The sequence below is a fragment of the Actinosynnema sp. NPDC049800 genome (assembly GCF_040656635.1).
In the GTDB taxonomy this organism is placed as follows: domain Bacteria; phylum Actinomycetota; class Actinomycetes; order Mycobacteriales; family Pseudonocardiaceae; genus Actinosynnema.
Map to the genome: position 1 here is coordinate 47410 of NZ_JBFAMT010000018.1, position 23738 is coordinate 71147.

At 72.5% G+C, this 23738-nt stretch carries 20 protein-coding genes; 9 read left to right on the forward strand and 11 right to left on the reverse strand.

Annotated features, from left to right (window positions below):
• Window positions 1-69 precede the first annotated feature (69 nt).
• Window positions 70-1269, reverse strand: coding sequence for an MFS transporter (locus tag AB0I91_RS21910; RefSeq protein ID WP_499638536.1), 1200 nt, complete (start codon window positions 1267-1269; stop codon window positions 70-72).
• Window positions 1270-1351: 82 nt separating this feature from the next.
• Between AB0I91_RS21910 and AB0I91_RS21915 the strand changes: the two genes are divergently transcribed.
• Both AB0I91_RS21915 and AB0I91_RS21920 read left to right on the forward strand, forming a co-directional pair.
• A complete protein-coding gene (locus AB0I91_RS21915; protein ID WP_499638451.1) occupies window positions 1352-1810 on the forward strand; it encodes a winged helix-turn-helix transcriptional regulator in 459 nt (152 codons plus the stop codon).
• A 212-nt stretch (window positions 1811-2022) separates the two neighbouring features.
• Window positions 2023-3291: a lysyl oxidase family protein gene (locus tag AB0I91_RS21920; protein ID WP_499638453.1), complete on the forward strand. Its 1269-nt coding sequence runs from the start codon at window positions 2023-2025 to the stop codon at window positions 3289-3291.
• A 99-nt stretch (window positions 3292-3390) separates the two neighbouring features.
• On the opposite strand, the gene AB0I91_RS21925 is transcribed toward AB0I91_RS21920, so the two are convergent.
• Entirely contained in the window at window positions 3391-3747 is a 357-nt protein-coding gene (locus AB0I91_RS21925) for a MerR family transcriptional regulator (RefSeq protein WP_498783078.1), read from the reverse strand.
• A 340-nt stretch (window positions 3748-4087) separates the two neighbouring features.
• On the opposite strand from AB0I91_RS21925, the gene AB0I91_RS21930 reads away from it, so the two are divergent.
• The 3 genes from AB0I91_RS21930 to AB0I91_RS21940 all read left to right on the forward strand — a co-directional run bounded on the left by AB0I91_RS21930 (window position 4088) and on the right by AB0I91_RS21940 (window position 6898).
• Entirely contained in the window at window positions 4088-4408 is a 321-nt protein-coding gene (locus AB0I91_RS21930) for a DMT family transporter (protein WP_498783076.1), read from the forward strand.
• Window positions 4408-4860 (forward strand): DMT family transporter, encoded by a 453-nt coding sequence (locus AB0I91_RS21935; RefSeq protein WP_499638455.1) that lies wholly within the window; start codon window positions 4408-4410, stop codon window positions 4858-4860. Before AB0I91_RS21930 ends, AB0I91_RS21935 begins: the two co-directional genes overlap by 1 nt.
• A 220-nt stretch (window positions 4861-5080) precedes the next feature.
• Window positions 5081-6898, forward strand: a complete 1818-nt coding sequence (locus tag AB0I91_RS21940; RefSeq protein WP_499638457.1) for a hypothetical protein — start codon at window positions 5081-5083, stop codon at window positions 6896-6898.
• A 49-nt stretch (window positions 6899-6947) separates the two neighbouring features.
• On the opposite strand, the gene AB0I91_RS21945 is transcribed toward AB0I91_RS21940, so the two are convergent.
• The 3 genes from AB0I91_RS21945 to AB0I91_RS21955 are packed head-to-tail and all read right to left on the reverse strand — an operon-like array spanning window position 6948 to window position 11891.
• Window positions 6948-8780 carry a RiPP maturation radical SAM C-methyltransferase gene (locus AB0I91_RS21945; protein WP_499638459.1) on the reverse strand — a complete coding sequence of 611 codons (1833 nt, stop codon included), beginning with the start codon at window positions 8778-8780 and terminating at the stop codon, window positions 6948-6950.
• The gene (locus tag AB0I91_RS21950; RefSeq protein WP_499638461.1) at window positions 8777-9109 is read right to left on the reverse strand and encodes a hypothetical protein; all 333 of its coding nucleotides are present in this window, start codon (window positions 9107-9109) and stop codon (window positions 8777-8779) included. The genes AB0I91_RS21945 and AB0I91_RS21950 overlap by 4 nt, the downstream gene beginning before the upstream one ends.
• A gap of 13 nt (window positions 9110-9122) precedes the next feature.
• The gene (locus AB0I91_RS21955; protein ID WP_499638463.1) at window positions 9123-11891 is read right to left on the reverse strand and encodes an AfsR/SARP family transcriptional regulator; all 2769 of its coding nucleotides are present in this window, start codon (window positions 11889-11891) and stop codon (window positions 9123-9125) included.
• A 104-nt stretch (window positions 11892-11995) separates the two neighbouring features.
• On the opposite strand from AB0I91_RS21955, the gene AB0I91_RS21960 reads away from it, so the two are divergent.
• The gene (locus AB0I91_RS21960; protein WP_499638465.1) at window positions 11996-12550 is read left to right on the forward strand and encodes an RNA polymerase sigma factor; all 555 of its coding nucleotides are present in this window, start codon (window positions 11996-11998) and stop codon (window positions 12548-12550) included.
• A 72-nt stretch (window positions 12551-12622) separates the two neighbouring features.
• On the opposite strand, the gene AB0I91_RS21965 is transcribed toward AB0I91_RS21960, so the two are convergent.
• The gene (locus AB0I91_RS21965) at window positions 12623-13849 is read right to left on the reverse strand and encodes a chymotrypsin family serine protease (RefSeq protein ID WP_498783062.1); all 1227 of its coding nucleotides are present in this window, start codon (window positions 13847-13849) and stop codon (window positions 12623-12625) included.
• A gap of 384 nt (window positions 13850-14233) precedes the next feature.
• Here AB0I91_RS21965 and AB0I91_RS21970 point away from each other — a divergent pair, with 384 nt between their 5' ends.
• The 3 genes from AB0I91_RS21970 to AB0I91_RS21980 all read left to right on the forward strand — a co-directional run bounded on the left by AB0I91_RS21970 (window position 14234) and on the right by AB0I91_RS21980 (window position 17256).
• The gene (locus AB0I91_RS21970; protein ID WP_499638467.1) at window positions 14234-14674 is read left to right on the forward strand and encodes a hypothetical protein; all 441 of its coding nucleotides are present in this window, start codon (window positions 14234-14236) and stop codon (window positions 14672-14674) included.
• Window positions 14675-14938: 264 nt separating this feature from the next.
• A complete protein-coding gene (locus AB0I91_RS21975) occupies window positions 14939-16186 on the forward strand; it encodes a GlnX family signal transduction membrane protein (protein ID WP_499609491.1) in 1248 nt (415 codons plus the stop codon).
• Entirely contained in the window at window positions 16183-17256 is a 1074-nt protein-coding gene (locus AB0I91_RS21980) for a transporter substrate-binding domain-containing protein (protein WP_499638469.1), read from the forward strand. Before AB0I91_RS21975 ends, AB0I91_RS21980 begins: the two co-directional genes overlap by 4 nt.
• A gap of 26 nt (window positions 17257-17282) precedes the next feature.
• Here AB0I91_RS21980 and AB0I91_RS21985 read toward each other — a convergent pair whose 3' ends face one another.
• From AB0I91_RS21985 to AB0I91_RS22005, 5 genes are all read right to left on the reverse strand, one after another.
• Window positions 17283-18704, reverse strand: a complete 1422-nt coding sequence (locus AB0I91_RS21985; protein WP_498782665.1) for a vWA domain-containing protein — start codon at window positions 18702-18704, stop codon at window positions 17283-17285.
• Between the two features lie 9 nt (window positions 18705-18713).
• The gene (locus AB0I91_RS21990; RefSeq protein WP_499638471.1) at window positions 18714-20909 is read right to left on the reverse strand and encodes a serine/threonine-protein kinase; all 2196 of its coding nucleotides are present in this window, start codon (window positions 20907-20909) and stop codon (window positions 18714-18716) included.
• Window positions 20906-22411 carry a S1 family peptidase gene (locus AB0I91_RS21995; RefSeq protein ID WP_499638473.1) on the reverse strand — a complete coding sequence of 502 codons (1506 nt, stop codon included), beginning with the start codon at window positions 22409-22411 and terminating at the stop codon, window positions 20906-20908. Before AB0I91_RS21995 ends, AB0I91_RS21990 begins: the two co-directional genes overlap by 4 nt.
• Before the next feature lie 143 nt (window positions 22412-22554).
• Complete coding sequence (locus tag AB0I91_RS22000; RefSeq protein ID WP_499638475.1) at window positions 22555-23253, reverse strand: class F sortase; 699 nt, start codon at window positions 23251-23253, stop codon at window positions 22555-22557.
• Between the two features lie 3 nt (window positions 23254-23256).
• Complete coding sequence (locus tag AB0I91_RS22005; protein WP_498782657.1) at window positions 23257-23661, reverse strand: excalibur calcium-binding domain-containing protein; 405 nt, start codon at window positions 23659-23661, stop codon at window positions 23257-23259.
• Between the last annotated feature and the right edge of the window lie 77 nt (window positions 23662-23738).

The window sequence follows — 23738 nt, forward strand, 5'->3', positions numbered from 1 at the left end:
AGGCGAAGGCGTTGGCACGCTCGCGGACGTTGCGACTGCGTGGCGGAGGGGATGCGACAAGTCGGAGTCTCAGGTCTTCGCGTGCCTGCTTTCTCGGGATCGGGGGTGCGCGTCATCGATCGGCAGCTGCCTGCCGGTGGCCCAGACGACGAGCGCGCCAACCGCGAAGCCGGCCCCGGCGAGACTGGAGCCCACCCAGCCGTGGGCGGTGTAGAGGGCGGTGGTCGTGGCCGCGCCGAGGGCGGAGCCGAGCGAGTAGAAGACCATGTAGCCGCCGATGGCGCTGCTGGTGCGATCCGGGTACGCGGCGGTGAGCAGGTGCTGGTTGCTCACGTGCACGGCCTGCACGGCGAAGTCGAGGACCACGATTCCGATGATGAGGAGCGACAACGACCAGGGCAGCTGCGCGATCACAGCCCACGAGAGGATGAGCAGGCCGAGGGCGAGACCGGTGACCGGCGCCGCCCGTCCCGCATCCGCCCACCGCCCGGCGCGTGCCGCGCCGAGCGCGCCGGCGAGCCCGGCGACGCCGAGCAGCCCGATGTGGCTCTCGCTCAGCTGCCACGGCGTGTCTGCCAGCGGCAGGGACAGCCCGCTCCACAGGGTTCCGAACGACGCGAACGAGAAGAACGCGATGAGCCCGCGCGTCAGGAGGGCGCGCTGCCCGAACAGTCCGCCGAGTGAGGCGACGGCCCTCCGGTACCCCGAGGGTCGGTGGGGGCGCTCCTCTGCCGGCAGCACGGCGAGGACCAGGGCCGCGAGCCCGAGTGACAGCATCGCGAGCACGGCGTAGACGCTCCGCCAGCCCCACACGTCGGCGAGCGCGCCGGCGACGACCCGCGCGCTCAGGATGCCGACCACAACGCCCGAAGTCACGACGCCGATGTTCCGTCCGCGTTCGGCGGGCGGCGAGACCGACGCGGTGTAGGCCACCGCGGTCTGCACCACGACTGCGAACACCCCGGCCGCCGCGAGCCCCGCGAGCGCCATCCACGCGGCTGCCGCCGAGGCCGTGAGGAGCAGGCCCACCGCGGTGAGCGCCAGGTGGACGGCGATGAGTCGGCGCCTGTCGACCACATCACCAAGCGGCACCAACAGCACCAGCCCCGCCAGGTAGCCGACCTGGCCGATCGCGACGATCCACCCCGTGGACTCCGCCGACACACCGAGATCTCGTCCCATCGGCGTCAGAACCGGTTGCGCGGCATAGATGCTCGCCACCGCGACACCACACGCCACCGCGAGCAACAACCGTCGCCACACGTTCATGAGACTCCCAATTAGTAGCAGTTTGCAACCAATCGGACCGTACGGCACAATGGTTTCAATTCGCAACTCAATGGGAGGTGTCATGTCCCGCACCGCCATGAGCGCTCCGACCCCTGGCTGGACCGACCCCGAATGCCCCGTCGCCCGCACGCTCGACCTCGTCGGCGACAGGTGGAGCCTTCTCGTCATCCGCGACGCGATGGACGGGGTGCGGTCGTTCACCGAGTTCCAGCGACGCACCGGCATCGCCCGCAACATCCTCGCCGACCGCCTCCGCAAGCTCACCACTCACGGGCTCCTCGCCCAGTGCGCCGCACCGTCGGGCCGCCGCCAGGAGTACGTGCTCACCGACTCCGGTCGAGACCTCTTCGCGGTCATCCTCACCCTGCGGCAGTGGGGGCAACGCCACGCCTTCGCCCCTGGTGAGGCCCACTCCGTCCTGCTCGACGAGCACGGCGCCCCGGTGCCGGAGATCGCGCCGACCAGTGCCGACGGGACCCTCCTCGGCACCGGCAACACCCACGTCCGGAAGGTCCGCTAGAACGTGGCCCACCGGGTCCGGCGGATGCGGACTCCAGCCGAGCCGCGGCGGGCGCACCGGGAGTCGGAGTCGACGAAACGTGGGCGCCGCGAGTCGGTGCAGCGGTGCCGCGAGGAATGCCCGGTCGCCGGGTCGGGTGTCACCGTTCGGCGGCACACCCGATCGGGGCCCAAGCGCTGACAGCCGGGCCGCCGCGGCGGACGCTGATCGGCATGAGGAGTACGGGCGTGGTCGTGTCGGTGGTGGTCCTGCTGCTGGCCTTTGTGGCTCCCGCCGCCGCGCGCGGTCAGGGGGTGGTGGTCGACTCGGATCGGTCGGCGACCTGGCGCGGCCGGCTGGTTCGGGACGACCCGCGGGTGCGGGACGTGCCTGAGTGCCGGCCCGTGGGGTGCGACCGGGTCGAGGTGGCGGTTCGGCTGCCCGTGCGGCTGCGGGACCGGCCCGGTGGGGTCGAGGTGGCGATCCGCACGGTCGGCGCGACGCCCGACGACAGCCTGGGCTTCGCCGTCTACCGGAACGGTCGTCGGGTCGGTCTTGCCGACGCCCAGATCGGCACCTCCCGGTCGGTGTGGCTGCCGAAGCTCACCGCCCACTACACCGTCTACGTCTTCCAGAACCCGTTCGTGCCGGAGCTGGCGTCGGCCACCGTCCGGTACGAGGGCGCGGTGGAGAACGAGGACTCGCGGCTCGAACCGGCGCCGCGCGACCTGCTGCCCGACCTGGAGGCGCTGCCGCAGCGGTTCGCGACCTTCGACACGCCGCCCCCGTTCTTCGGTGACTCGGCCGAGCCGGGCTCGTCGTGCTTCCGCAGCGAGGTCGACGAGCGGGACGCGCGGCTGTGCCTGCGGTTCGGCCAGGCGATGGTCAACACCGGCGACGGCCCGGTGGACGTCCGCTACCGCACGCCCGCCGGCGAGCGGCCGGACGAGGTGCCCGGGGCCCAGCGCATCCACCGCTCCGACGGGACGTTCACCGACGTCCCGTCCGTGGGCGCGATGCACTACCACCCGATCCACTCCCACTACCACTTCGAGGACTTCTCCGTCTCCGAGCTGTGGGCGTTGGACGCGGCCGGGCGGCCGACGGGGACCGCACCCGTCGCCACCGGCAAGAAGAACGGCTTCTGCATGGCCGACACCGAGCTGGCGTGGTGGGACCGGAAGGGCAACGCGCCGCAGAGCTACCCGGCACCACGCTGCTTCGACCCCGAACCGGACTCGCCGCCGGGGGTCGACGCGTTCAAGAACGGCATCGCCAGGGGCTGGGCGGACGAGTACTGGTGGGCGCTGCCCGACCAGATGATCGAGGTCAGCGGGCTGGGGGACGGCACGTACGCACTCGTCACGCGGGTCGACCCCGGGAACAGGCTGCACGAGTCGGAGGAGAACGACAACTGCGTGCGGGTACCGATCACGCTGACCGGTCTCGCCACCGGCACCCCGACGGCGGCACTGGGCAGCCCGGCCGAGCCCTGCACCTGACCCGCGTCGACGGAACATCCGGCGACGTTGCCCCGTCTGTTCGGCGCCGTCTCGCGGACGTCGGGGACAGGTTCAGCGGCCCGAACTCGTCCGGGCAGGTCACGCGTCCGCGGGCACGGCCGTTTCGCGGCGGAGCGCCTGCAGGGTCTCGAGCTCGCGATCGATGTCGCGCCGCTTGGCCTCGAGGCGTTCGACCTCCTGGGCGAGCAACTGCTCCATGACGCCGGTGCGCTCTTCGGGCGTGGCCTCCAGGCAGGGGAGCAGCTCCTTCACGGTGGCGCTGGCCAGGCCGGCGGCGAACAGGTGCTGGATCAGGACGACCCGCTCGACCGTGGAGTCGTCGAAGTCGCGCCACCCACCGGGGGTGCGCTCGGAGCGGATCAGCCCGTGCTCCTCGTAGTACCGCAGGGACCGGGTGCTGACGCCGCTCGCATCCGCTAGCTCACCGATGCGCATGAGACCTCCTGACGCTGTCCGCCGCCTCCCATTCTTGCAGTTGACACCGGTGTGAAGTTTCACGATTGCGGGGCCGCGCCCGGCAGGGGCGCCCGGGGAGCCGGAGGTCACCGTGAATGCCCGGATCCACGCGTGGTCGGACTCCGTCCGGCGCCCGGCACGCCCTGGACCAGGGCCCGGCCGGGGAGCCCGGACTCGACCCGGTTCGGGGCCCTGACTGCCGACCTCGTGGAGATCGGCGTCCGCCATGTCGAGCCTGAGGGCTTCCGTTCGGCGGGCAGCTGCACCGCTCCGACGTCACCACCTGCTCGTGACTCACCTCGATGAAAGGTCACCCGCCATGCACTGGTTCTACCTCGGCATCGCCGTCGTCTTCGAGATCGCCGTCGCCGTCGCCGCAGGCAAGGCCCGAGGCTTCACCCGGCCTGCCTGGACCGTCGCCACGCTGGTCAGCGGCGGCATCGCCACGTACCTCCTCAGCCTGGCGCTGCTGACCTTCGACGTCGGCGTCGGCTACGCGATCTGGACCTCCGTCGCAGGCGTCGGGATCGTCGTCCTCGGCGCCCTCTTCTTCGGACAACGTCTCGACTGGCGCAAGCTCCTCGGCATCGCCGCCGTCATCGCCGGGGTCGTCGGCCTCCAACTCAGCGGAGCAGCCTGATGACCGACACCAGCCCCGCACCACGCCACCTCGAAATCGATCGTCAGGAAGGACCTCACATGACCGACGAAACCGCCACCGCCCGCCGTGACCGGGCACGGGCATGGCTGGTGCTCCTCCTCGCCGGGGCCTTCGAGGTCGGATACGCCCTCTCCGTCGGAGGCAGCCACGGCTTCACCGTGCTGTCCTGGTCGCTCGTCGCGGTCGTCTTCTTCCTGCTGACGCTCTTCGCCCTCAGCCTCGCCCTGCGCACCATCGACGTAGGCATCGGCTACGCCGTCTGGGCCGGCATCGGCGCCGTCGGAGCCGCACTGCTCGGCCCCGTCTTCTTCGGGGAGACCCTGACCCCGGTCAAGGCCTTCTGGCTCACCGTGATCATCGCGGGCGTCGTCTGGCTCAAGCTCTCCGACAGCCCCGAGCGAACGCGGACCGAGCGGCCTGCCCGGCCTTGACGACCCCGGCACGCCCGGCTGTCGCCGTGCGCCGATCGCCGTAACCCCCTTGGAGCGAAAGGGACAACCGCGACCGAACCTCGGACGGGCGGGTCGTGCGCGGGGCAGCATTGGCGTTCGGCCTTGCCGCGAGGAAGCTCGCAGGCCGATCGAGGGGGGAACCTTGTTACCACGAAGAGCCCTGGCCGCGCTGTTGGGTACCGCGATAGTGGCATCGGGCATGGTTGCCACGACCGCGGAGGCGGCGCCTCACTCCACGCGGTCGTACCCGGTGCTGGCTTCCTACACCGACTCCGCGAAGCGTCACACCGCGTTCCCGTGGCAGGACCAGGACGCGCCGTTGGGCGCCTCGACGCGGGACGGTCGACTGCACGTCTCGCGGGTCTACCTGACGTTCGACGTCGCGCAGTTCGCCGGGGCCCGGATCCTCGGCGCGAAGCTCTACCTCCAGGAGAGCTCGACGGCCGACTGCGCCAAGCGCGCGATCGAGGTGTGGCAGACCGCGCCGGTCACCGGTGATCCCACGTGGGCGGACGCGCCGAGGCGCGAGCGGTGGTTGGACGACTTCACCGCGACCGGGGTGTGCCTGTCCTACCCGTCGTTCGACGTCGCGGCCGCGATGCGGGACGCGTCGGCGCGCAACGAGTCCCGGATCACGGTGGAGGTCGCCGTGCCGGCGCCGCTCGAACGCGACACCACCTACGGTCGGACGTTGTACGGGTACTACAAAGCCGCGCTGAGCGTGCAGCACAACCAGGCTCCGTCCATTGTGGACCAGCACCGCTACAACTCCGGCAAGCCGTGCGCCACCACGCCTCCCTACCCGAAGCTGAGCACCTCGTTCGTGACGCTGGAGGCGCTGGCCGCCGACGGCGACCCGGGCGACCAGAGCCCGAGCTCCCTGACCGTCGACTTCGCCCTGTGGCCGCAGGACGACCCGACCGCGCGGACCGAGAAGGCCTCGCAGTTCGCGAGCACCACCCGGGTGGGCAGCGCGGGCTTCCCGGGGCTCGCCGACGGGAGGACCTACTCCTGGCAGGCACGCGCCGGTGACGGCGCCGACCTGTCCGCCTGGTCGACACCCTGCCACTTCGTCGCCGACGGGGTGAAACCGCCCGCACCCGCGATCACCTCCCCCAACTACCCGCCGAACGACGGTTCGTCGACGGCGCCCGTGGGCGAGGACGGCGTGTTCGTCTTCGACGCCCGCGGTGACGCCGACACGATCGGGTTCGGCTACACGTGGGGCAGCACGATCCCGGTGCCCGGCTGCTTCAACGGGGAGCTGGGCCGGCTGATCTGCGCGGACCCGTTGGACGGCGACCAGGCGGTCCGGGCGGACCACCTCGGCGGCACGGCCACGACGACCCTCGTCCCGCCCAACGCCGGCCCGCAGAAGCTCACGGCGTGGTCGATCGACGCCGCGGGCAACCGCTCGGCGCCGAGCGAGTACTCCGTGTTCGTCCCGGCCAGCAGCCCGTCCATCACCCTGGTCGGCGACGAACCCCGGTGGAACCAGGACGTGACCCTGCGGTTCGTGCCGCTGCCCGCCCTGGCCGACCGCACCGTCGACTTCGTCTACCGGCTCGATTCGGGGGAGCAGCAGGTGATCGCGGCCGGCGCGGACGGCACGGCGACGATCACCTTCCGGGCCGATGACCCGAGGGGCCACACCGTCACCGCGAGCAGTCGCAGCGCCGACGGCTGGACGTCCGGCGCGGCGACCTGGACCCATTACTTCTTCCCGGGGCCGGGTGTGCACTCCGACGTGTACACCGACAGCGGCGAACCGACCGGGGGCGTGGGCGTGCCGGGCACGTTCACCTTCAGCCCGCCGCCGGGCTGGACCCAGGTCTCGACCTACCGCTACTCCCTCGACTGGGGCGAGTACGTCGACGTCCCGGCCGGCCCGGACGGCACCGCGACGATCACGCTGACACCGACCACCAGCGGCTACCACGATCTCGACGTCTACGCGATCGACGCCGACGGACGGTACAGCGACTACAGCAACCTCTTCACGTTCAACGTCGCGTGAGACCGACCGCCGCTGACCGGTCGACCGGAGTTCCGGCTCTGACGACCGGTCAGCGGCCCGGTGTCGCCGGCAGCGCGAGGGACAGCGCGAAGCGGCCGTCCAGGAACATGAGCCCGCGCTCCGCGAACTGGGCGAACGCGGCCTCGACGTCCGCCACCGGCCGGTCGAGGCCCAACGCCGAGCGGACGGCCGGAGCGGTGGTCGGACGGTCGCTGCACGCGAGGTAGATGTCGGCGAGCGCGTCGTGGAAGGTGTAGGTGCCGTCACGCCCCTGCTGCCGCCTGTCGTCGATCTGGAGGAACCCGCGGGTGGACCGGAACGTGAGCGACGGGCGGCTGCCCGACCACGCCGCCGACCACTCCGCGACCGCCTTCGCCAACGGCTCGTAAGCGGACGGCGGCAGGGCGTCGGCGAACTCGTGGTCGAAGAAGTAGGCGACCCGGGCGAGGTCCACCGTCTCCGGGTACACGTGCCGGTAGCTGGGCTCGACCACGCGGCGCGCCGGCCCGAACCGGTCGGGTCGCGCGTAGAGCGGGCTGAAGCGCTCGAGCCAGATCCCGGCCGCGCTCGCCGGCGGTTGCAGGTGCGCCAGGTGCGGCACGACGGCCGCCTGGGCCAGGTAGTCCTCCTCGGTCTCGCCGGGGAAGCCCCACAGGATGTTCCAGCCCACTTCGATGCCGTAGTACCGGGCCCACCGCAGCAGGTTGACGTTCTGCGCCGCCCGCACGCCCTTGTCCATCAGCCGCAGCACGTCCGAGCTGAGCGACTCCAGCCCCGGCTGCAGGTGCGTGACGCCGCCGCGCGCCAGGACCTTGATCTGCTCCTTGGTGAGGTTGGCCTTGACCTCGTAGAAGATCTGGAAGTCGTGGCGCCCGTCGGCCAGCGCGGGGAACAGCTCCTTCAGGTAAGCCGGGTCGAGGATGTTGTCGACCGCCTCGAAGCGGAACGCGCGGTAGCGCCGCGACTGCCCGACCAGCTCGTCCAGCACCCGTTGCGGCGACTTGGCGCGGAACCGCATCGTCGTGCCGTTGAGGCCGCAGAACGTGCAGTGGTGCTTCGCTCCCCACCAGCAGCCCCGCGCCGACTCGAACGGGAGCCACACCTGCGTGGTCGGCAGGCCCAGCGCGGCCGACCGCTCGAAGAACTCGCCGTAGTCCGGCGCGGGCAGGTCGTCCAGGCGGTCGAGTGGTGGCGACGGGGTGGCCGCCACCACCCGGTCGCCGTCACGGCGGGCGACGCCGGGAATCCCGGCCACGTCGGTTCCCGTCGCCAACGCGGCCAGCAGCAGGGGGAAAGCCCGGTCCCCCTCACCGATGACCGCGTAGTCGACGCAGTCCACCGAGCGCACGAGTTCGAGGCCCATCTCACCGTCGAAGTTCGCGCCGCCGAACACCGTGACGAGGTCGGGGTAGCGCTCCTTCAGCCGCCGGGCCAACGCGAACGACGCGGTGTTCTGCTGGAACGTCGAGCTGAAGCCGACGACTCCCGTGCGGAGCCAGTCGAACCCGTCGACCAACGCGTCGAGGTACGCGGGCACGTCCTGCTCGCGCGTGCGCAACAGCCGGTCGCGCACCGACTCGGACCCTTCCGCCAGGTAGGTCAGCTCGTCGGCGAACTCCTCGGGCAGCTCGCCGTCGGCGTCCGGCGCCGAGGAGCCGAACGCCGCCACGGAGAACAGCCAGTCGCCGACCTGCCTGCCCCGGTGATCGGCGAGCAACCGGTAGTAGTCCGGTCCGATCCGCGCCGCGAAGTCGAGGTTCGCGTGCAGGGTGCGCACCGGGAAGCCGGCCGCCTCCCCGATGGCCTTCAGCAGTCCTAACTGGATCGACGGTCGATCGGCCTGCATGAACGGCATCGACACCAGGACCGTCGGCGCGGTCACGGCTGCGAGCTGCCCGGCGTGGTGCTCCTGCTGATCAGGGCCGGCGTCGCCGAGCCCGGCGGGACGGGCGGGCAGGGGGGCGCGGCCCGGCTGATCAGGCTCGAGGACGCCGCGTACGCGACGACCAGGGCGGCGTGGTGCGGCGTGAACGACGTGGCGAACTGGTCGCTGAAGGGGCGCTCGTCCGCCTCCTCCGCCACCTCGGTGACGTCGCCGGCGACCTTGAGGATGGCCGACAGCAGGGCGCGCTGCGGGTCGCTCAGCTCCAGCGATTCGAGCTTCGCGAAGAGCTCTTCGACTTCTTCTGCGGTGATGAAGGGTTCGGTCATCGTGCTGTGCCTCTCAACTGTCCGATGTGGACTTGGCGAGCTTGGCGCGCGTGTCGTGCCCGGCGGGGTGGCCGAGCTGGTCGACGATGTCGGCGGATCGCTGCCACGCGTCGTGGGCGGCGTCGACGTCGCCCGCGTCGTGGTGCGCGTCGCCCAGCGACGACAGCACGTGCGCTTCGTTGATCCGGTAGCCGGACGCCCGGAACAGCTCCACCGCGGCCTGGTAGCAGGCCACCGCCTGGGCGTGGTCCTCTAGTTGGTGGTAGGTGTAGCCGAGGCTGTGCCAGGTCTGGCCGGCGCCGAGCTGGTCGCCGAGCTCCGTTTGCAGGTCGAGTGCCTTGCGGCAGTGCTCGATGGCCGTCGCGTGGTCACCGAGCAGCGCGTGGAACCACCCGACGGCGTTGAGCACCTTGGCCTGCCCCGCCTGGTGCCCCGCCGCCCGGAACAGCGCCAGCGCCTGCTCCGCGTTCGCCAGCGCCTCGGCGTTGCGCTCCTGCCGTTCGAGCGACCACGAGAGGTAGAACCGGACGTAGGCCTCGCCGACGCGGTCGCCCGCCCCGCGGTAGAGGCGCAGCGCGAGGTCCAGTTCGGCGCACGCGTCCTCGTACTCGCCGAACCACACGTAGGTGCAGCCGAGGTAGCAGTGCGCGAAGGCCTGCTTCAGCGGGTCGCCGAGCCGTCGTGCGGCGGCCAGCGCCACGGTCAGCGCGTCGATCTCGTCCTGCCAGTGGCCCTGGTGCGCGAGGAACCGCCGGGTCGACCGGACCAGCTCCCACACCTCGGCGTCGAACTCGGGCTCCTGGTGGATCGCGGCCAGGAGCACGCGGTGCTCGGCGTCGAACCAGGCCAGCGCCTCGGTGCGGTCGGCGACCGGCTCGGGCGTGACGCCCGGCGGGAGCGCGGTCAGCGGGGCCGGTTCCTCCCGGCGCGGGTCGAGCAGCAGGTCCGCCTGGTCCGCGGTGTGCAGGTAGTGGCCGAGCGTTCGGCGGACGGCGGCCCGCCGGTCGTCCTCCGCGTCGAGGGCCTGCGCCTGTTCGGAGGCGTAGGCGCGCAGCAGGTCGTGGCAGGTGTAGCGGCCCGGGCTGTGCTCGGTGACGAGGTGGGCGTGGGAGAGCTCGGCCAGCAGTCGGCGCACCGTGCGCGGCGGCAGTCCGGCCAGGCTCGACGCGGCACGGGTGCCGAGGTCGGGTCCGGGGTGCAGGCCCGTCAACCGGAAGAGCCGGGCCGCGTCGGGGCTGAGCTGGAGGTACGACCAGGAGAACACGGCCCGGGGATCGGTCGCCGGGTCGGCGCCCGAGAACTCGTCGAGACGACCCCGCGCCGCGCGCAGCTCACGAGCGAGCGCCGCCAGCCCGAACTTCGGGTGCGTCGTCGCGCGGGCCGCCACCACCGCGAGCGCCAACGGCAGCCGGGCGCACAGCGCGACGATCTCGTCCACCGCCCGGGGCTCGGCCGCGACCCGTCCGGCGCCGAGCCGGCCGGCCAGCAGCCGCCGCGCCTCGTCCGCGCCGAGCAGGTCGACGGTCAGGTACCGGGCCCCGTCGGCCACCAGCCCGGTCAGCTGGTCCCGGCTGGTCACCAGCACGAGGCAGGCCGGCGACCCGGGCAGCAGCGGGCGCACGTGCTCGGCGTCGCGCGCGTTGTCCAGCACCACCAGCACCCGGCGGTTCGCGAGCAGGCTGCGGCACAGGCCGACCTGCGCCTCGAACCCGACCGGGATCCGCTGCGGCGGCACCTCGAACGCGTCCAGGAACCGCCGCACCGCCTCGGCGGGCGTCACCGGGGCCCCGGTCGGGTCGAACCCGCGCAGGTTCACGTACAGCTGCCCGCCGGGGAACCGCTCGCGCACCCGGTGCGCCCAGTGCACCACCAGCGCGGTCTTGCCGACGCCCGCCGTGCCCGACACGGCGACGATCCGGACCGCCGTCGCACTCCCGCCCGCCAGGTCGTCCAGCAGCCGCAGCTCCTCCTCGCGGCCCGCGAAGCCGGGCAGGTCGGGCGGTAGTTGAGCGGGCGTCGCCGGCGAACCGCCCCGGTCGGACGGCGGCAGCTCGCCGCGGAGGATGGCGGCGTGCAGGGCGCGGAGCTCGGCGCCGGGATCGGCGCCCAGCTCGTCGGCGAGCCTGGCCCGGATGAGGGCGAAGCGCTCGATCGCCTCCGCGTCCCGCCCGACGGCGTGCAGCGCCCGCATGAACACCGCTTCCAGGGGCTCGGAGAGGGGGTGCTCCGCCAGGACGTCGGGCAGCGCGGCGATCACCGCGTCAGGACGCCCGAGCCGGAGCTGCACCTCGGCCCACCGGGTCACCGCGTCGAGCCTGCGCCGCCGCCAGCTGTCGCGGACCCGGTCGACCCAGTCGCCGGAGATCCCGGCCAGCGGCGGGCCGCGCCACAGGCCCAGCGCCTCCGCCAACGCCGCCGCGCGGGCCGCGTCCTCGACCTGGCCGCCCGCCGTGAGCCGGCTGAACCGGTGCAGGTCCACGAGGTCGGGCTCGACGTCGAGCACGTACCCGGCGCTGCGGCGCTCCAGCCGGGCCCGGACGCCGGTGCGCTCGGTCGCGGTGGCCAGCAGCCGCCGGATGCGGCTGAGGTGGGAGTACAGGACGTTGCGCGCCTCCACGGGCGGCTCGTCGTCCCAGACCCGGTCGATGAGGGTCTCGATGCCGACCGGACGGCCGGCGTCCACCAGGAGCGCGGCCAGCACGGCCTGCTGCCGCGGGGTTCCGACGTCCAGCGGCCGGTCGCCCGCGAGCAACCTCACCTCACCGAACAACCGGAATTCCACATCGATCGATGGTTGTCCGTCCGCAAGGTCGCCGCAAGGTCTCCGAGCAGGACGACCCGAAATCGTGAACCGACGAACCCGGCACACGAAAAAGGGGGCCTGACATGGGGCACAACACATCGGACTCGCTGCTGCTGGACCACGCCGCGCGCGGTTGGGACTCGGCCTGGCGGGACATCGTGCGCGGTTACACACCGCTGGTCCGGAGCGTGTGCCTGCGCAGCGGGATCAGGGGCGTGGACGCCGACGACGTCGCGGCCACCGTGTGGCTGCGCCTCGTGCTGAACCTGAGAAGCATTCGCGAGCCCGCGGCGCTACCCGGCTGGCTCGCCACCACGACCAGGAGGGAGTGCTACCGGTTGATGCGGACCAGGGAGCGCCACACGCCGACCGCCGACGAGCCGGTGGACGAGGCCGAGCCCGCCGCGGACGTGTCCCTGCTCGACGCCGAGCGGCACGAAGCCCTGCGCGAGGCGCTCACCCTGCTGCCGGCGCGCGACCGCGAACTCCTCTCGCTGCTCTTCTCCGACCCGCCGACGCCTTACGACACCATCGTGGAGAGCCTCGGCATCCCGCGCGGGTCCATCGGCCCCACCCGCAGGCGGTGCCTGGCCAGGATTCGGCGCATCCCGTCGATCGCCGCGCTGCTGGAGGACTGAGGGCACTCGCCGCTCCGGTCGAGATGTGATGGCGCCGGCGTCGAAACGGGACGCCGGCGCCATCGCGCGCGATCAACCGGTCACGATGGTCGCGCCGTACGCGTTGAGCGAGTTGACGACGTCGACGTAGAAGAACCGCCACGCGCACCGGCGGCTCGGGCCCTCCGGGACACCGCGGCACGGCGCCTGCGTGGACAGGTCGATCGCCGTGTTGGTGCCCTTGGCGATCGTCCGGAGGTGGTCCGACGTGAGGTCGAAGACCGGGCCGCCGCTGTCGCCGTTGCCCACCGGCGCGACGTGGTCGACCTGCTCCGCCCACACCGTCTGGTAGACGAGGTAGCCGATGTTGATGGTGACGTTGGTGTACTTCACCTGGATGCCGCACAGCGCGCCGGAGTAGGCGCCGGAGTCGCACACCCAGTTCCCGACGTAGCTGCGCGCCGCGCCGGCCGTGGGCTTGGAGAACTCGTTGACGCCCACGCCGCCGTCGTAGGTCCGGCCCGACGACCAGGTGTTGATCAGCAACCGGTCGTAGGCGTTGTCGTCGCCTTCGATCGGCCCCATGTAGTCGCCACCGCCGTCGTACGCGCCTTGGCCGTTGGCCCCGCAGTGACCGGCGGACAGCATCTTCGTGACGCCGGCGTGCCACACCGCGAACCCGGTGGAACAGCCGTTCCAACGCGCGCCACCCCAGTAGGGCGGCGAGTCGTTGCCGCGCGAGGCCATCGGCTCGGGCGCCGACGCGACCTGGTCGAGCGGGACCGAGGCGGACAGCGCCTGCGCGCCGGCCGGGTCCCGGACGCCGAGCACCAGACCGCTGCCGTCGACCTTCGGCGCGGCGGACGTGACGCCGGGCTGCCGGACGAGCCGGGCCGCCTCCGCCCGCAACGACCGGTGGCTGTGCGCGGCGGGCAGCACCTTGACCGGCACCGCCCGGTTCACGTCGGCCAGCAGGTCCGCGACGGCGGGCGAGGGCTTGCCCGCCCAGTACACCCGCAGTTCGCGGTTCTCCGGCGCGGCGACGACGCCTGCCAGCCCGTCGTCGTCTGCGGCCGTGATGCGGTCCGCGGCGTCGTTCAGCTTCTGCTGCATGGCGCGCAGCTCGCCCCAGGACGTGAAGCCGCCCGGCACGGGCCCGCCCTCCGCCGAGGTGCCGGAGGGCGCGGTGCCCGTCGGCTTCGCGTCCAAGGTCTTCCCGTCCGGATCCGGCTCCGCGAGCGCGGTGCCCGCGGTCGCCAGCACCAGGACCACCGCCCCGCCCAGTGCGGCGGTCAAGCGCCGCCGTGTGGATCTGTGCATCAGCTTCTCCCCCCTTCAACCGGTGTAACCGACACAGGGGAGATGCGGCCGGGGCGGGCGGGGATACCGCGAATTCGACAGGTGGTGCTCGCGCGCCCGGGGACTCGGGGTTCGGCAACGAACGCCGGACCTGCGGCTTCCGGGAAGAGGCGTGACCGGGGCTGGGACCGGAGTGGGTAGCGCTGTGTGATCGTGGGGCGCGTATTCACCCGAACGAGATGATGCCGATACTCCACCAGTGGTGCGACCATGAGGACGGGCGGTGAGGTGTTCGTCTCGGTGGGGAGCGACGACACCACGGCCGACGTGGGCGGAAGCCCGGGCACGACCGCAGATCCAGGCGCAGCGCCGACCGCCCCCGTCGAACTGGCAACAGGGGGAACGATGACGAAGACGACGAAGGTGGCGGCTGCCCTGACGACCGCCGCCATGACCACGGCGCTGATCGCCGCCACCACCGCATCCGCATCTGCCGCCGGCGCCGCCGCTCCGTGGTGGAGCGACCCGGCGACGTGCGCGAACCCGCTCACGGCGGTGGAGCGCACGGTCGACAACCGGCTGGTCCAGGTGCGCTACGGCAACTGTGGCGGCGCGCAGTACGGCTGGGGGCGGATCCTCAACTACACCGGCCCGGAGTTCATCCGCTTCGAGGTCGACCTGAACGGGGACCGGGTCGCGGACGACTTCTCGACCTACACCGCGGGCAGCCGCAACTACACGCAGGCCTACCCCACGAGTTCGAGCCCGAACCGCGCCTTCCGGGCGTGCTACGTGGTCGACCCGCACGGCACCTGCACCGCGGGCAACTCCACCGTCTGGTGGTGACCCCGACACCGCGCCGGCGACCGCGATCGTCGGATCGCGTGCAACGCGATGCGCGCCAACGGTGACGCCGATCCCCGAAGGAGGACGACCTCGGCCCGCCCTCCTTCGGGGACGCCCGCACGGACGTGACCCTCGGCCTCACGGCGTTCCAGGCGTGCAGCGCGGCGGTGGGGCCGAACGTGTGCACTTCACCGATTCCGCCGACACCGGACGGCGCCGGGTGATTCACTCGGCGCCGATCGAGGGCGGAGGTGTCGAACGAGCGTGCGCAAGGAGTTGCGCGCCTATCTCCGGCGCACCGAAGGCAAGCTGACCATGGTCGCCGCGCTGACGTCCGCGTCGGCGCTGCTGCTCGGGCTGATCGGCTGGTTGGTCCTGCAGGACCGGCAGGACATGCTGGACGACGCGGTGGAGAGGCGCGGCGTGCTCACGTCCGCGGCCCTCGACGTCTACCGCGCGTTCGCCGACGCCGACGCCACCTCGCTCGACGCACTGCTGGTCGACCAGCAGCGCTCGCCGCAGTTGCAGCACAAGGTGCGCGAGAACGTCTTCGACGCACTCGACGCGTTACGCGCGGCGGCAGAGCGCGATGGCGGTGGGAGCGCGGCCGAGCGCATCCAGCGCATCACCGACCTGGTGCCGCAGTACGTGCAGCTCGTGGAGAGCGGCTGGAGCGCGGGCCGCGAGGGCCACCCGGTCGCCACCTCCTACCTGAACCAGGCGAGCTTCCTGGCGCGCGGCAAGATCCTCGAAGACGCGGCGGCCCTGCACCGCGAGCAGATCGAGAACCTCACCGAGGCCCAGCAGGACGCCACCGGCCAGTCCTGGCTCGTCTGGCTGCTCGGGTTCTCCGTGCTGGGCGTCCTGCACTGGTCGAACAGGTTCCTCTTCCGGCGCACCAAGCGCCGCTACAACACCGGCCTCATCGTCGCCGCGGGGCTCACCGGCGCCGCGCTCCTGGTCACCTCGGTCCCGCTGCTGATCTCCAGCGGCCACGCCGAGGACAGCATCCGGAACCGGGAGGAGGTGGTCGCGCCGCTCGCGGAGGCGCGCAACGTCGGCCGGTCCGCGGACGGCAACGAGGCCCGACTGCTGATCTACCCCTCGGTCGGCGACAAGGAGGCGTTGCGGAAGGACCTCGCCGACATCGCCGGGCTCATCGCGCGGGCGGCGGAATCGGCCACCGACCGGGAGCACATCGACCAGGCGGCCGACGCGACGCGGAAGTGGACCGAGGCGGACGCCACGCTGGTCACCACCGACTCGCGGCTGACCTACCCGGAGACCGTGGCGCTCGTGACGCCGCCCGAGCGGGGCAAGTCGACCGCCGAACTGGTGGACGAGCACCTCACCGCGGCGATCTCCACCTACACCAACGCCTCCGCCCGCTCCACCGCCGAAGCGCGCGCGTGGATCAGCGGACTGGACGTCGTCTTCGCCCTGCTGATGGCGGGAGCGGCCATCGCGGCACTGGCCGGGCTCCGGCCCCGGATCGCGGAGTACTACCGATGAAGCGCTTGCTGCTGGCACTCCTGCTGCTCGCGGGCTGCGCGGCCCAGCCCGCCCAACCGGCCGAGCGGACGGCCGATCCCGTGCTGCCCAACGGCTACCGCGACCCCGGGCAGCCGGCCTCGCTGCCGGCGGAGTGCACGACGCCGGAGGGCAGGGCGAAGTACGACCCGGCGCGCACGCTCAACCCCGCGGGTGGCCTCGGCGACGGCACGAGCGTGCTCGACGGCGGGACGCTCGCGGAGATCCGCGAGCACGGCCTGGACGTCGGCGTCAGCCAGACCACCCCGCTCCTCAGCCGCCGCGACCAGGTGACGGGGGAGATGGAGGGCTTCGAGATCGACCTGATCAACCGGATCGCGACCGAGCTGTTCGGCCGTCCGCTCCAGCGCAACGACCCGATGCTGCGCCTGGTCACCATGCCCACCGGCAGCAGGCTGCTGGCGCTCGACACCGACAAGAACAACGCCGTGAGGGAAGCCGACCAGGCGTTGGAGGAGGTCCCGGTCGTCGACATGGTCGTCGCCGACGTGACGATGACCTGCGACCGCGTCTACAACCACGACGTCGTCTACTCGACGCCCTACCTCACCACGAACGCGGGCCTGCTGACCCGCCGGGGCGCCGAGGCGCGCGACTCGCTGGACGAGCTGCGCGACCGGAAGGTGTGCGCCGCGTCGGCCACCACGAGCATCGTCGACCTGCTCGAGTCGCAGCGGACCACCGGTGTCAAGCCGGTGTCCACCCCCGATTCCAGCGAGTGCCTCATGCTGCTGCAACGCGGTCTCGTGGACGCGGTCTACACCGACTTCCCGATCCTGCAAGGTCTGCAGCTGCAGGATCCCGGCACCGAGCTGACCGACCTGCCGGGCCAGGGCGGCGGCACCGCGGGCGTCGCGATCAGCGCCAAGCACCAGGACCTGGTCCGGTTCGTCAACGGCGTGATCGCCGCGATGCGCGCGGACGGCTCGCTGCGGGCCTCGCACGAGAAGTGGTTCGGCGAGCACGTGCGGGCGGCGGGGCTCGAACCGGGCCCGGTGCTCCCGCTGCCACCGATCGCCTACATCGACTAGCCGACAGGCTGGAAAGCCCCCTGGGGTCATCCGGCCAGCGGTTCTCCGCACGCGCCGCAGAACTTGTACCTGCCTTCCCACCGCTGCGCGCACTTCGGGCAGACGAGGTCCGGGAGGGCCGCCGCGGCGGGGTCTTCGGCGACCGCGGCAGGCTCGACCGAAGGGCTCATGCTCGACATGACCGAGCTCATCCCCGTGTACAACAGCTCTTCGGGCCGGAGCCCCGACCGGATCCGCACGTTCTCGTCGGCCGGGTCGCCGACCACGTCGACCAGCCGCAGCAACCGGCCCAGCACCTTCTCGTTGTTCAGCGAGGTCGCCAGCGCCACCGCCCGACCCCAGTGCCGGGCCGCCCCGTCCAGGTCGCCCACGTCGTGCGCGTCGCAGCCCGCCAGCACCGCCTGGCCCAGCTCGGTCTGCCGCGTCACGTGCGCGACCTTCGGGTCGATCACGCTGGACAGCTTCAGGTCGTTGGTCCACTGCGCCACCACGACGGCCGGGTCGCACGCCCGCTCGAACTCCGTCGAACCCGGCTTGCGCACCTCCAGGTCGACCCGCGCCACCCGCACGTCGTGGTTCAGCCTCGCCCCGGCCGACGACACCGAGAGCCGCAGGAAGTACTCGCGGGTCTCGGCGCCCCACGAGCCGGTCAGGAACGCGGTCTTGCGCTCGGCCAGCGGATCGCCCGCCATCGAGGCCTCGGTCGGGAACGTCTGCCGCAGGACGTCGACCGACGAGCGGACCGTCGTCGTCACCACGAGCCGCGCCTCGGGGATCACCTTCTCCATCGCCGTCCTGGTCATCACCTCGAAGTCGGCGACCAGGTCCTCCGGCTGCCGCACGGCGTCCGCGGTGCCGTGCAGCGCCTCGGCGATCCGCAGCAGCTCGCGCTTGTCCCAGTCCGCGCCGACGCCGCGCGCGTCACAGGTGAAGACCCGGGAGCACGCCACGAGCTCCTGGTCGAGCTTCGAGTCGCCGGGGTTGTTCTGCCCGTCGGTGAGCATGATGACGTGCCGCACCGCGGTCGGGTGCCCGGACAGCAGGCCGCGCGCCAGCTCCAGCCACTCGCCCATGCGCGTGCCGCCACCGGCTCTCAGCTGTCGCACGGCGTTCTTGGCGGCACGGCGGGTCTCCGCGGTCGCCGCGACCAGCCGCGGCCCGGCCGGGTACACGACCCGGGCGGCCTGCGTGCCCTCGATCACCGCGAACAGCGCCCCGTCGCGCAACGCGTCGATCGCCGCGCTCGTCGCCCGTTGCGCGGACGCCATCTTCTTCTGCGGGTAGGACATCGAGCCGGAGCAGTCGATGGCGATCACCTGCGCCACCTCCGGCGCGGCCGCGCCACCGACCACGCCCTGACCGGACACGGTCAGCACCGCGTCCATCTCGCCCTCCTCCGTGGCCAGGTAGGGGTTCTGGCTCACCGACAGCGAAAAACCGGGCTCCATGGCTTCCTCTCAGCGGCTGGTGATCGGCCGGTGGTGGTTCGCGCGGTCGACCAGGGACGAGCGGTCCGCGCGGTTGGTGGCCTGCCGGGCCAGCGCGCGGTACGAGTGCTCGACCAGCAGCCGCAACCGCGTGGTGTCGGCGCCGGCGGACAGCGAGACGGCGAGCGCCGCCTCCCGCACCACGGTCTCCAGCCGCACGCGCGACTCGCCCGCGGGCGCACCGCCGTCGAGGTAGAGCTCGCGCAGCCGGTCGGTGGCGGCGGCGAGATCCGCGTCGGTCGGCGCGAGGAGCCCGCCCTCGGTCCGGATGCCGCCGCTGAGCACGCGGACCGCCGCGATGCGCGCCGCGTCGAAGTACCGCGACGCCTGCGGCGTCTCGTCCAGCAACGCCACCGCACCACCCCGGTCGCCGCGCGCGAGCCGCACCCTGGCCAGCCCGAACACCGCGCTCACCACCGACCGGTCGCGCCGCCACACCGCCTCGTACAGGGCCTCGGCGCGGTCGAGGTCGCCTTCGTGCTCCGCGCAGTACGCCAGCGCGAGCTTGGGCGCGTCCTCACCCGGCAGCCACGAGTACACGCCGTCGAACGCCTGCCGCGCCGCGCCGATGTCCTCGCTCGCCAGCTCGATCAGGCCCTCGTGCCACCTCACCCGCCAGTCGTTGCCCAGCAGGCCGCGGGCCGGCACCAGGCTCTCCCGGGCCGCGGCGACGTCGTTCGCGGCCAGCGCCGCCCTGCACCGCACGAGCGCGGTCTCCGGCGAGGTCACGTTGTCGCTGTCCAGCCGCGCGATCAGGCGCCGGGGGTCCTCGGTGTCGGCGGCGGCGAGCACGTCGGCGGCCGGGTCGTCGGCGGTGGCGCGCGGCACCGGCAACCCGACCGCGACCACGTCGGCGGCCGGCCTGCCGTCGGACAGCGCGCTCTCGGTGAGCAGGTCGACCGCGCGCCCGGTCCACGTGGCCAGCGCCGGCACCGCACCGAGCCCGGCGTCCAGCAGCGTCGTCGTGTGCACGAACACCGCGGACGGCTCCGGGCGCGGCGTCCGGTCGCGCAACGACGCCACCTCGCGCAGCACGCCGCGCAGCTGGTCGGCCATCTCCGCCGCCGAGCCGTAGCGCTGGTCCGGGTCGGGGTGCATGGCCCGTTCGTAGGCGCGCTGGAACGAGTTCAGCCCCACCGCGAGGTGCGAGCGCTCGGGCTCGTCGTGGTCGGTGGTCGCGTAGTCGAGCCTGCGCAGCATCACCCCGAGCGTGTGCAGGTCGGACCGCACGGTCAGACCGCGCTCGGCGATCTCCCGCTCGTCCACCTGGTACGGCCGGGTGCCGACGATCTTGCTGCTCCGGTCGCCGATCCGGCGCACCGCGCCGAGGTCGATGAGCTTCACCCGGTTGCCGCGCTCGCCGACCTTGCCGGAGCGGATGATCACGTTGTCCGGCTTGAGGTCGCAGTAGAGGAAACCGCGCTCGTGCAGGTAGTCGAACGCGGCCAGCAGCTGCAGCCCGGCGCTGAGGACGTGCTCGGTGCGCAGCGGCTCGCCCAGCGGCACCAAGCCGCGCGCCGACATCTCGGCGACCTCTTCGAGCACCAGCCCGTCCACGTACTCCATCACGATGTACGCGCGGTCCTCGCCGGTGTGCGCGTCCGGGTGGCTGACGAAGTTGTAGATCCGCACCACGTTCGGGTGGTCCAGCAGCGTCAGCGCCTGGCGTTCCTTGGTCGAGATCTCCAGGTCGGCGACGTCGATGAGCCCCTTGAGCACCACCGGGTTGTCGTCCAGGTGCGTGTCCCTGGCGAGGTAGATCCAGCCGAGGCCGCCGCGCGCGAAGCACCCGACCACGCGGTACTGGTCGGCCACCAGCGCACCGGGCTCCAGGCTGGGCAGGAACGAGAACGGCGTGCCGCAGGCCAGGCAGAACCCCGAGTCGCGCTGGGGCAGCGCGGTCCGGTCGGGGCACTGGTCGTTGGGGCACAGGCGGGTGCGCACCGGCACGCGCGGATCGGTGATGATCCGGCTGGTCGGGTCCTTGAAGTCGAAGACGGGCAACGACATCGGGTCGCCGGTGTGCGAACGGCGGCTGCTCGCCGTGGCGCTCGACGTCCGGCCCGCCGCCCGGGTGGAGCTGCCGCGCACCACCGCGGGTTCGCCGCAGTCGACGCAGAACCCGGTGTCGTCAACGGTCCCACCGCAGTGGGTGCACGCCGTCATGCCTGATCCCCTCTCCCCAACCGCCGCCGCACCGCTTCCTCGCAGGCCTGCACGGCCCGCAGCGCCACCGCCAGGTCGAGGGGTTCGGCCTCCAGCGCCGCGTGCGCCCTTCGGCGGTGCCGGTCGAGCTCGAGGTCCTCGGCGAACCCCGCCGAGGCGGCACGCGCCTGCGCCGACGCGAGCCTCCCACGCAGCACCGACACCTCCGCCCGCACGCGCCGCAGCGCCGCGCGCTCGCGCTCGGCCCGCGTGATCGCCCGGTCGAACCGCGGCAGCTTCCCCTCGACCAGCCGCCAGTCCGCCGCGGCGGCGCGGCGCAACGCGCTCAGCCCGAGCCGCAGCTTCGTGGCCGCGGTGTCGGGGTCCTCCCGCATCAGCGCGGTCACCCGCTCGACCAGCCCGTCCAGCCGCGTCACGACCGCGGCCCGGGCCAGCTCACGTGCGGCGACCACGTCTGCGGCGTCGCCGTCGCGGAAGCCCAGCACCAGCCGCGCCCCGCTCGCCACCATCGGCCCGCCGATGTCCTGCAGCAGCGACCGGGGGTCGCGCGCGGCGTCGACGCCGTCGATCACCACCGTCATCGGCGGGGTGCCCTCCCGCACGCGCTCGGTGCTGGAACCGCGGCTGACCAGGCCGGCCCGGTCGAGGACCCGGCGCGAGACCTCCTCGGTGGTCAGGCCCTCGACGTTGATCGCGAGGTCGGGTGCGGGCGACTCGCCCACCGCGGAGAACGAGACCGCGTCCTGCAGGTGCTCCAGGTCCTCGCCGACGATGATCAGCACCGCGCCGCCGTCCTGCCGGCGCGAGAGCCAGTCCATCAGCTCTCGCACCCTGCCGTTGTAGTGCGCCGCGCGCTTCTTGAACCGCTCGTCGATCCCGTCGTCGCCGAGCACCCAGCGCGACAGCACGGGCAGGTGCGCCTCCACCGCCGCGACCGGGATCATCCACGACAGCCCGGCGCCGTCGGCGTTGTACTCGCTGACCACGATCCCGAGCACGTGCCCGCTCGCGTCGTCGGCCACCCCGGCGCCGCTGAACCCGCGCTGCACCCGGTGCCCGCCGTTGCTGTTCATCTGCTGCCACTCGGCGCCCGCCATACCCGAGAGCGTCATCGTCGCCCAGGCGCCGACCTCCTCCAGGCCACCCGGATAGCCCTGGGCGTGCACGGACCTGTTCCAGGTCATGGCGACCTTGTGCAACGTCGCCGGGCGCACGCCCGGCTGCGGCGTCGCGAGGCGCAGCAGCGCCACGTCGCCGCGCTCGTGCTGCGGCTCGACGTGCTCCACGATGTGAGCGGCGCTCACGGGCATCTCCGGCAGGCCGACCAGCTCGACGGTGAGGTCCTCGGCGGCCAGCGCGACGTGGGCGCACGTCAGCACGTGCTCGCTGTCCAGCAGCACACCCGCGCCCACCACGCCGCGGCGTCCGCGGCACCGAAGCCGCACCCGCCACTCCTCCGTCCCGTGGGGGAATGGCCCGGCACGTCCCTCACCGGTGATCATTGCCGCACACTAGGCGCGGTCCGACCGCGACGATCACCGTTTGCGTGCTAAAACGCCCGATCGGCCTATGCGCGTTCGCGGACCACCAGGTAGACCGCGTCAACCGGGGTGGGGATCAGGTCCTCCGCGCTGCCGGCGGGACCTCACCCGGAGGATCCGGCGCGATGCGGGCTTCCCGTCAGCCGGGCGTAGACCACGATGTTGTCCCGGTAGCTGCCCGCCTGCCGGTCGAACTGGCCGCCGCAGGTGACGAGCCGCAGCTCGGGGCTCTCGACGTGGCCGAACACCGCTTGGGTCGGGAAACGGTCCTTCGGGTGCTGCTCGACCCGTTGGACCGTGAACGACGCGGCCGAGCCGTCGGCCCGTTGCACGGTCACCTGGTCGCCGGGTTCCAGCTTGCGCAGGTCGTGGAAGACCCCCAGCCGCCCCTGCCAATCGACGTGCGCGGCGAGCAGCGCGGGCCCGTTCTCCCCCGGAGTCGGCGAATTGGTGTACCAGCCCACGGTTTCCGCGTCGGCCGGGACTTCCATGGTGTGGTCGGCGCGCAGCCCGAGGTCGATCAGACCGGCGGTGTCGACGCCGATCGCCGGGATGGTCAGCCGCGTCGGTCGGGATGCGCCGAGCGCCCCTGTCGATGGTGGGTCCGGCGGTGTGCCCGGTGCGGGTGCGAAGTCCGTTCCGGCCGGTTGGTGCGCCGCCGCGGCGGGGGTCGTGTCGACCGAGTGGACGTCGTCGGCCGGGTGGTCGATGCCCGTCAGAACACCCAGGCCCACCGCGGCCGCCATCCCCGCCAGTCGAGCTCTCGCGCTCCGGCGGGGATGGCGGCGTGAGCGGTCGCGCATGCTCTAACTGCTCCTGCGCGCACGCCGAGCCACGACAGCGGTGCCGGAGACGGCGCCGAGCCCGGCCAACCCGAGGAGGAGTGGCAGGGCGCCCGAGTCGTCAGCGGTCGGGTCCTTCACGGTGGAGCCGTCACCCGTGTCGATCGCGCCGACGGGCGGCTCGGGCGCTTGGGTCCGACGGGTTGCCGGGACATGGCTGGGCGCCGGGAGCTGTTCGCAAGCGATGCCGTCGTTGTCCGCGTCGAGCCGGTGGTAGTTGGTCGCGGCGGAATCGAAGAACCGCTGTGCTTCGGCCTGGTTGCTGAAGTCCGCGCAGTCGCGGTCGTCCTGCGCGGTCGCGACTCCGACGATCGGCAGCATGGCGCTCGCCGTGAGCACAGCGGCTCCGACGAGCCTGGAAAGCAGCATGTCGCACATCCCTTCCCTGCTGAACGAGATCCTGGTTCGTCGACCGCGCCCGCTGTTCGATGGCTGTGCGGCCGACC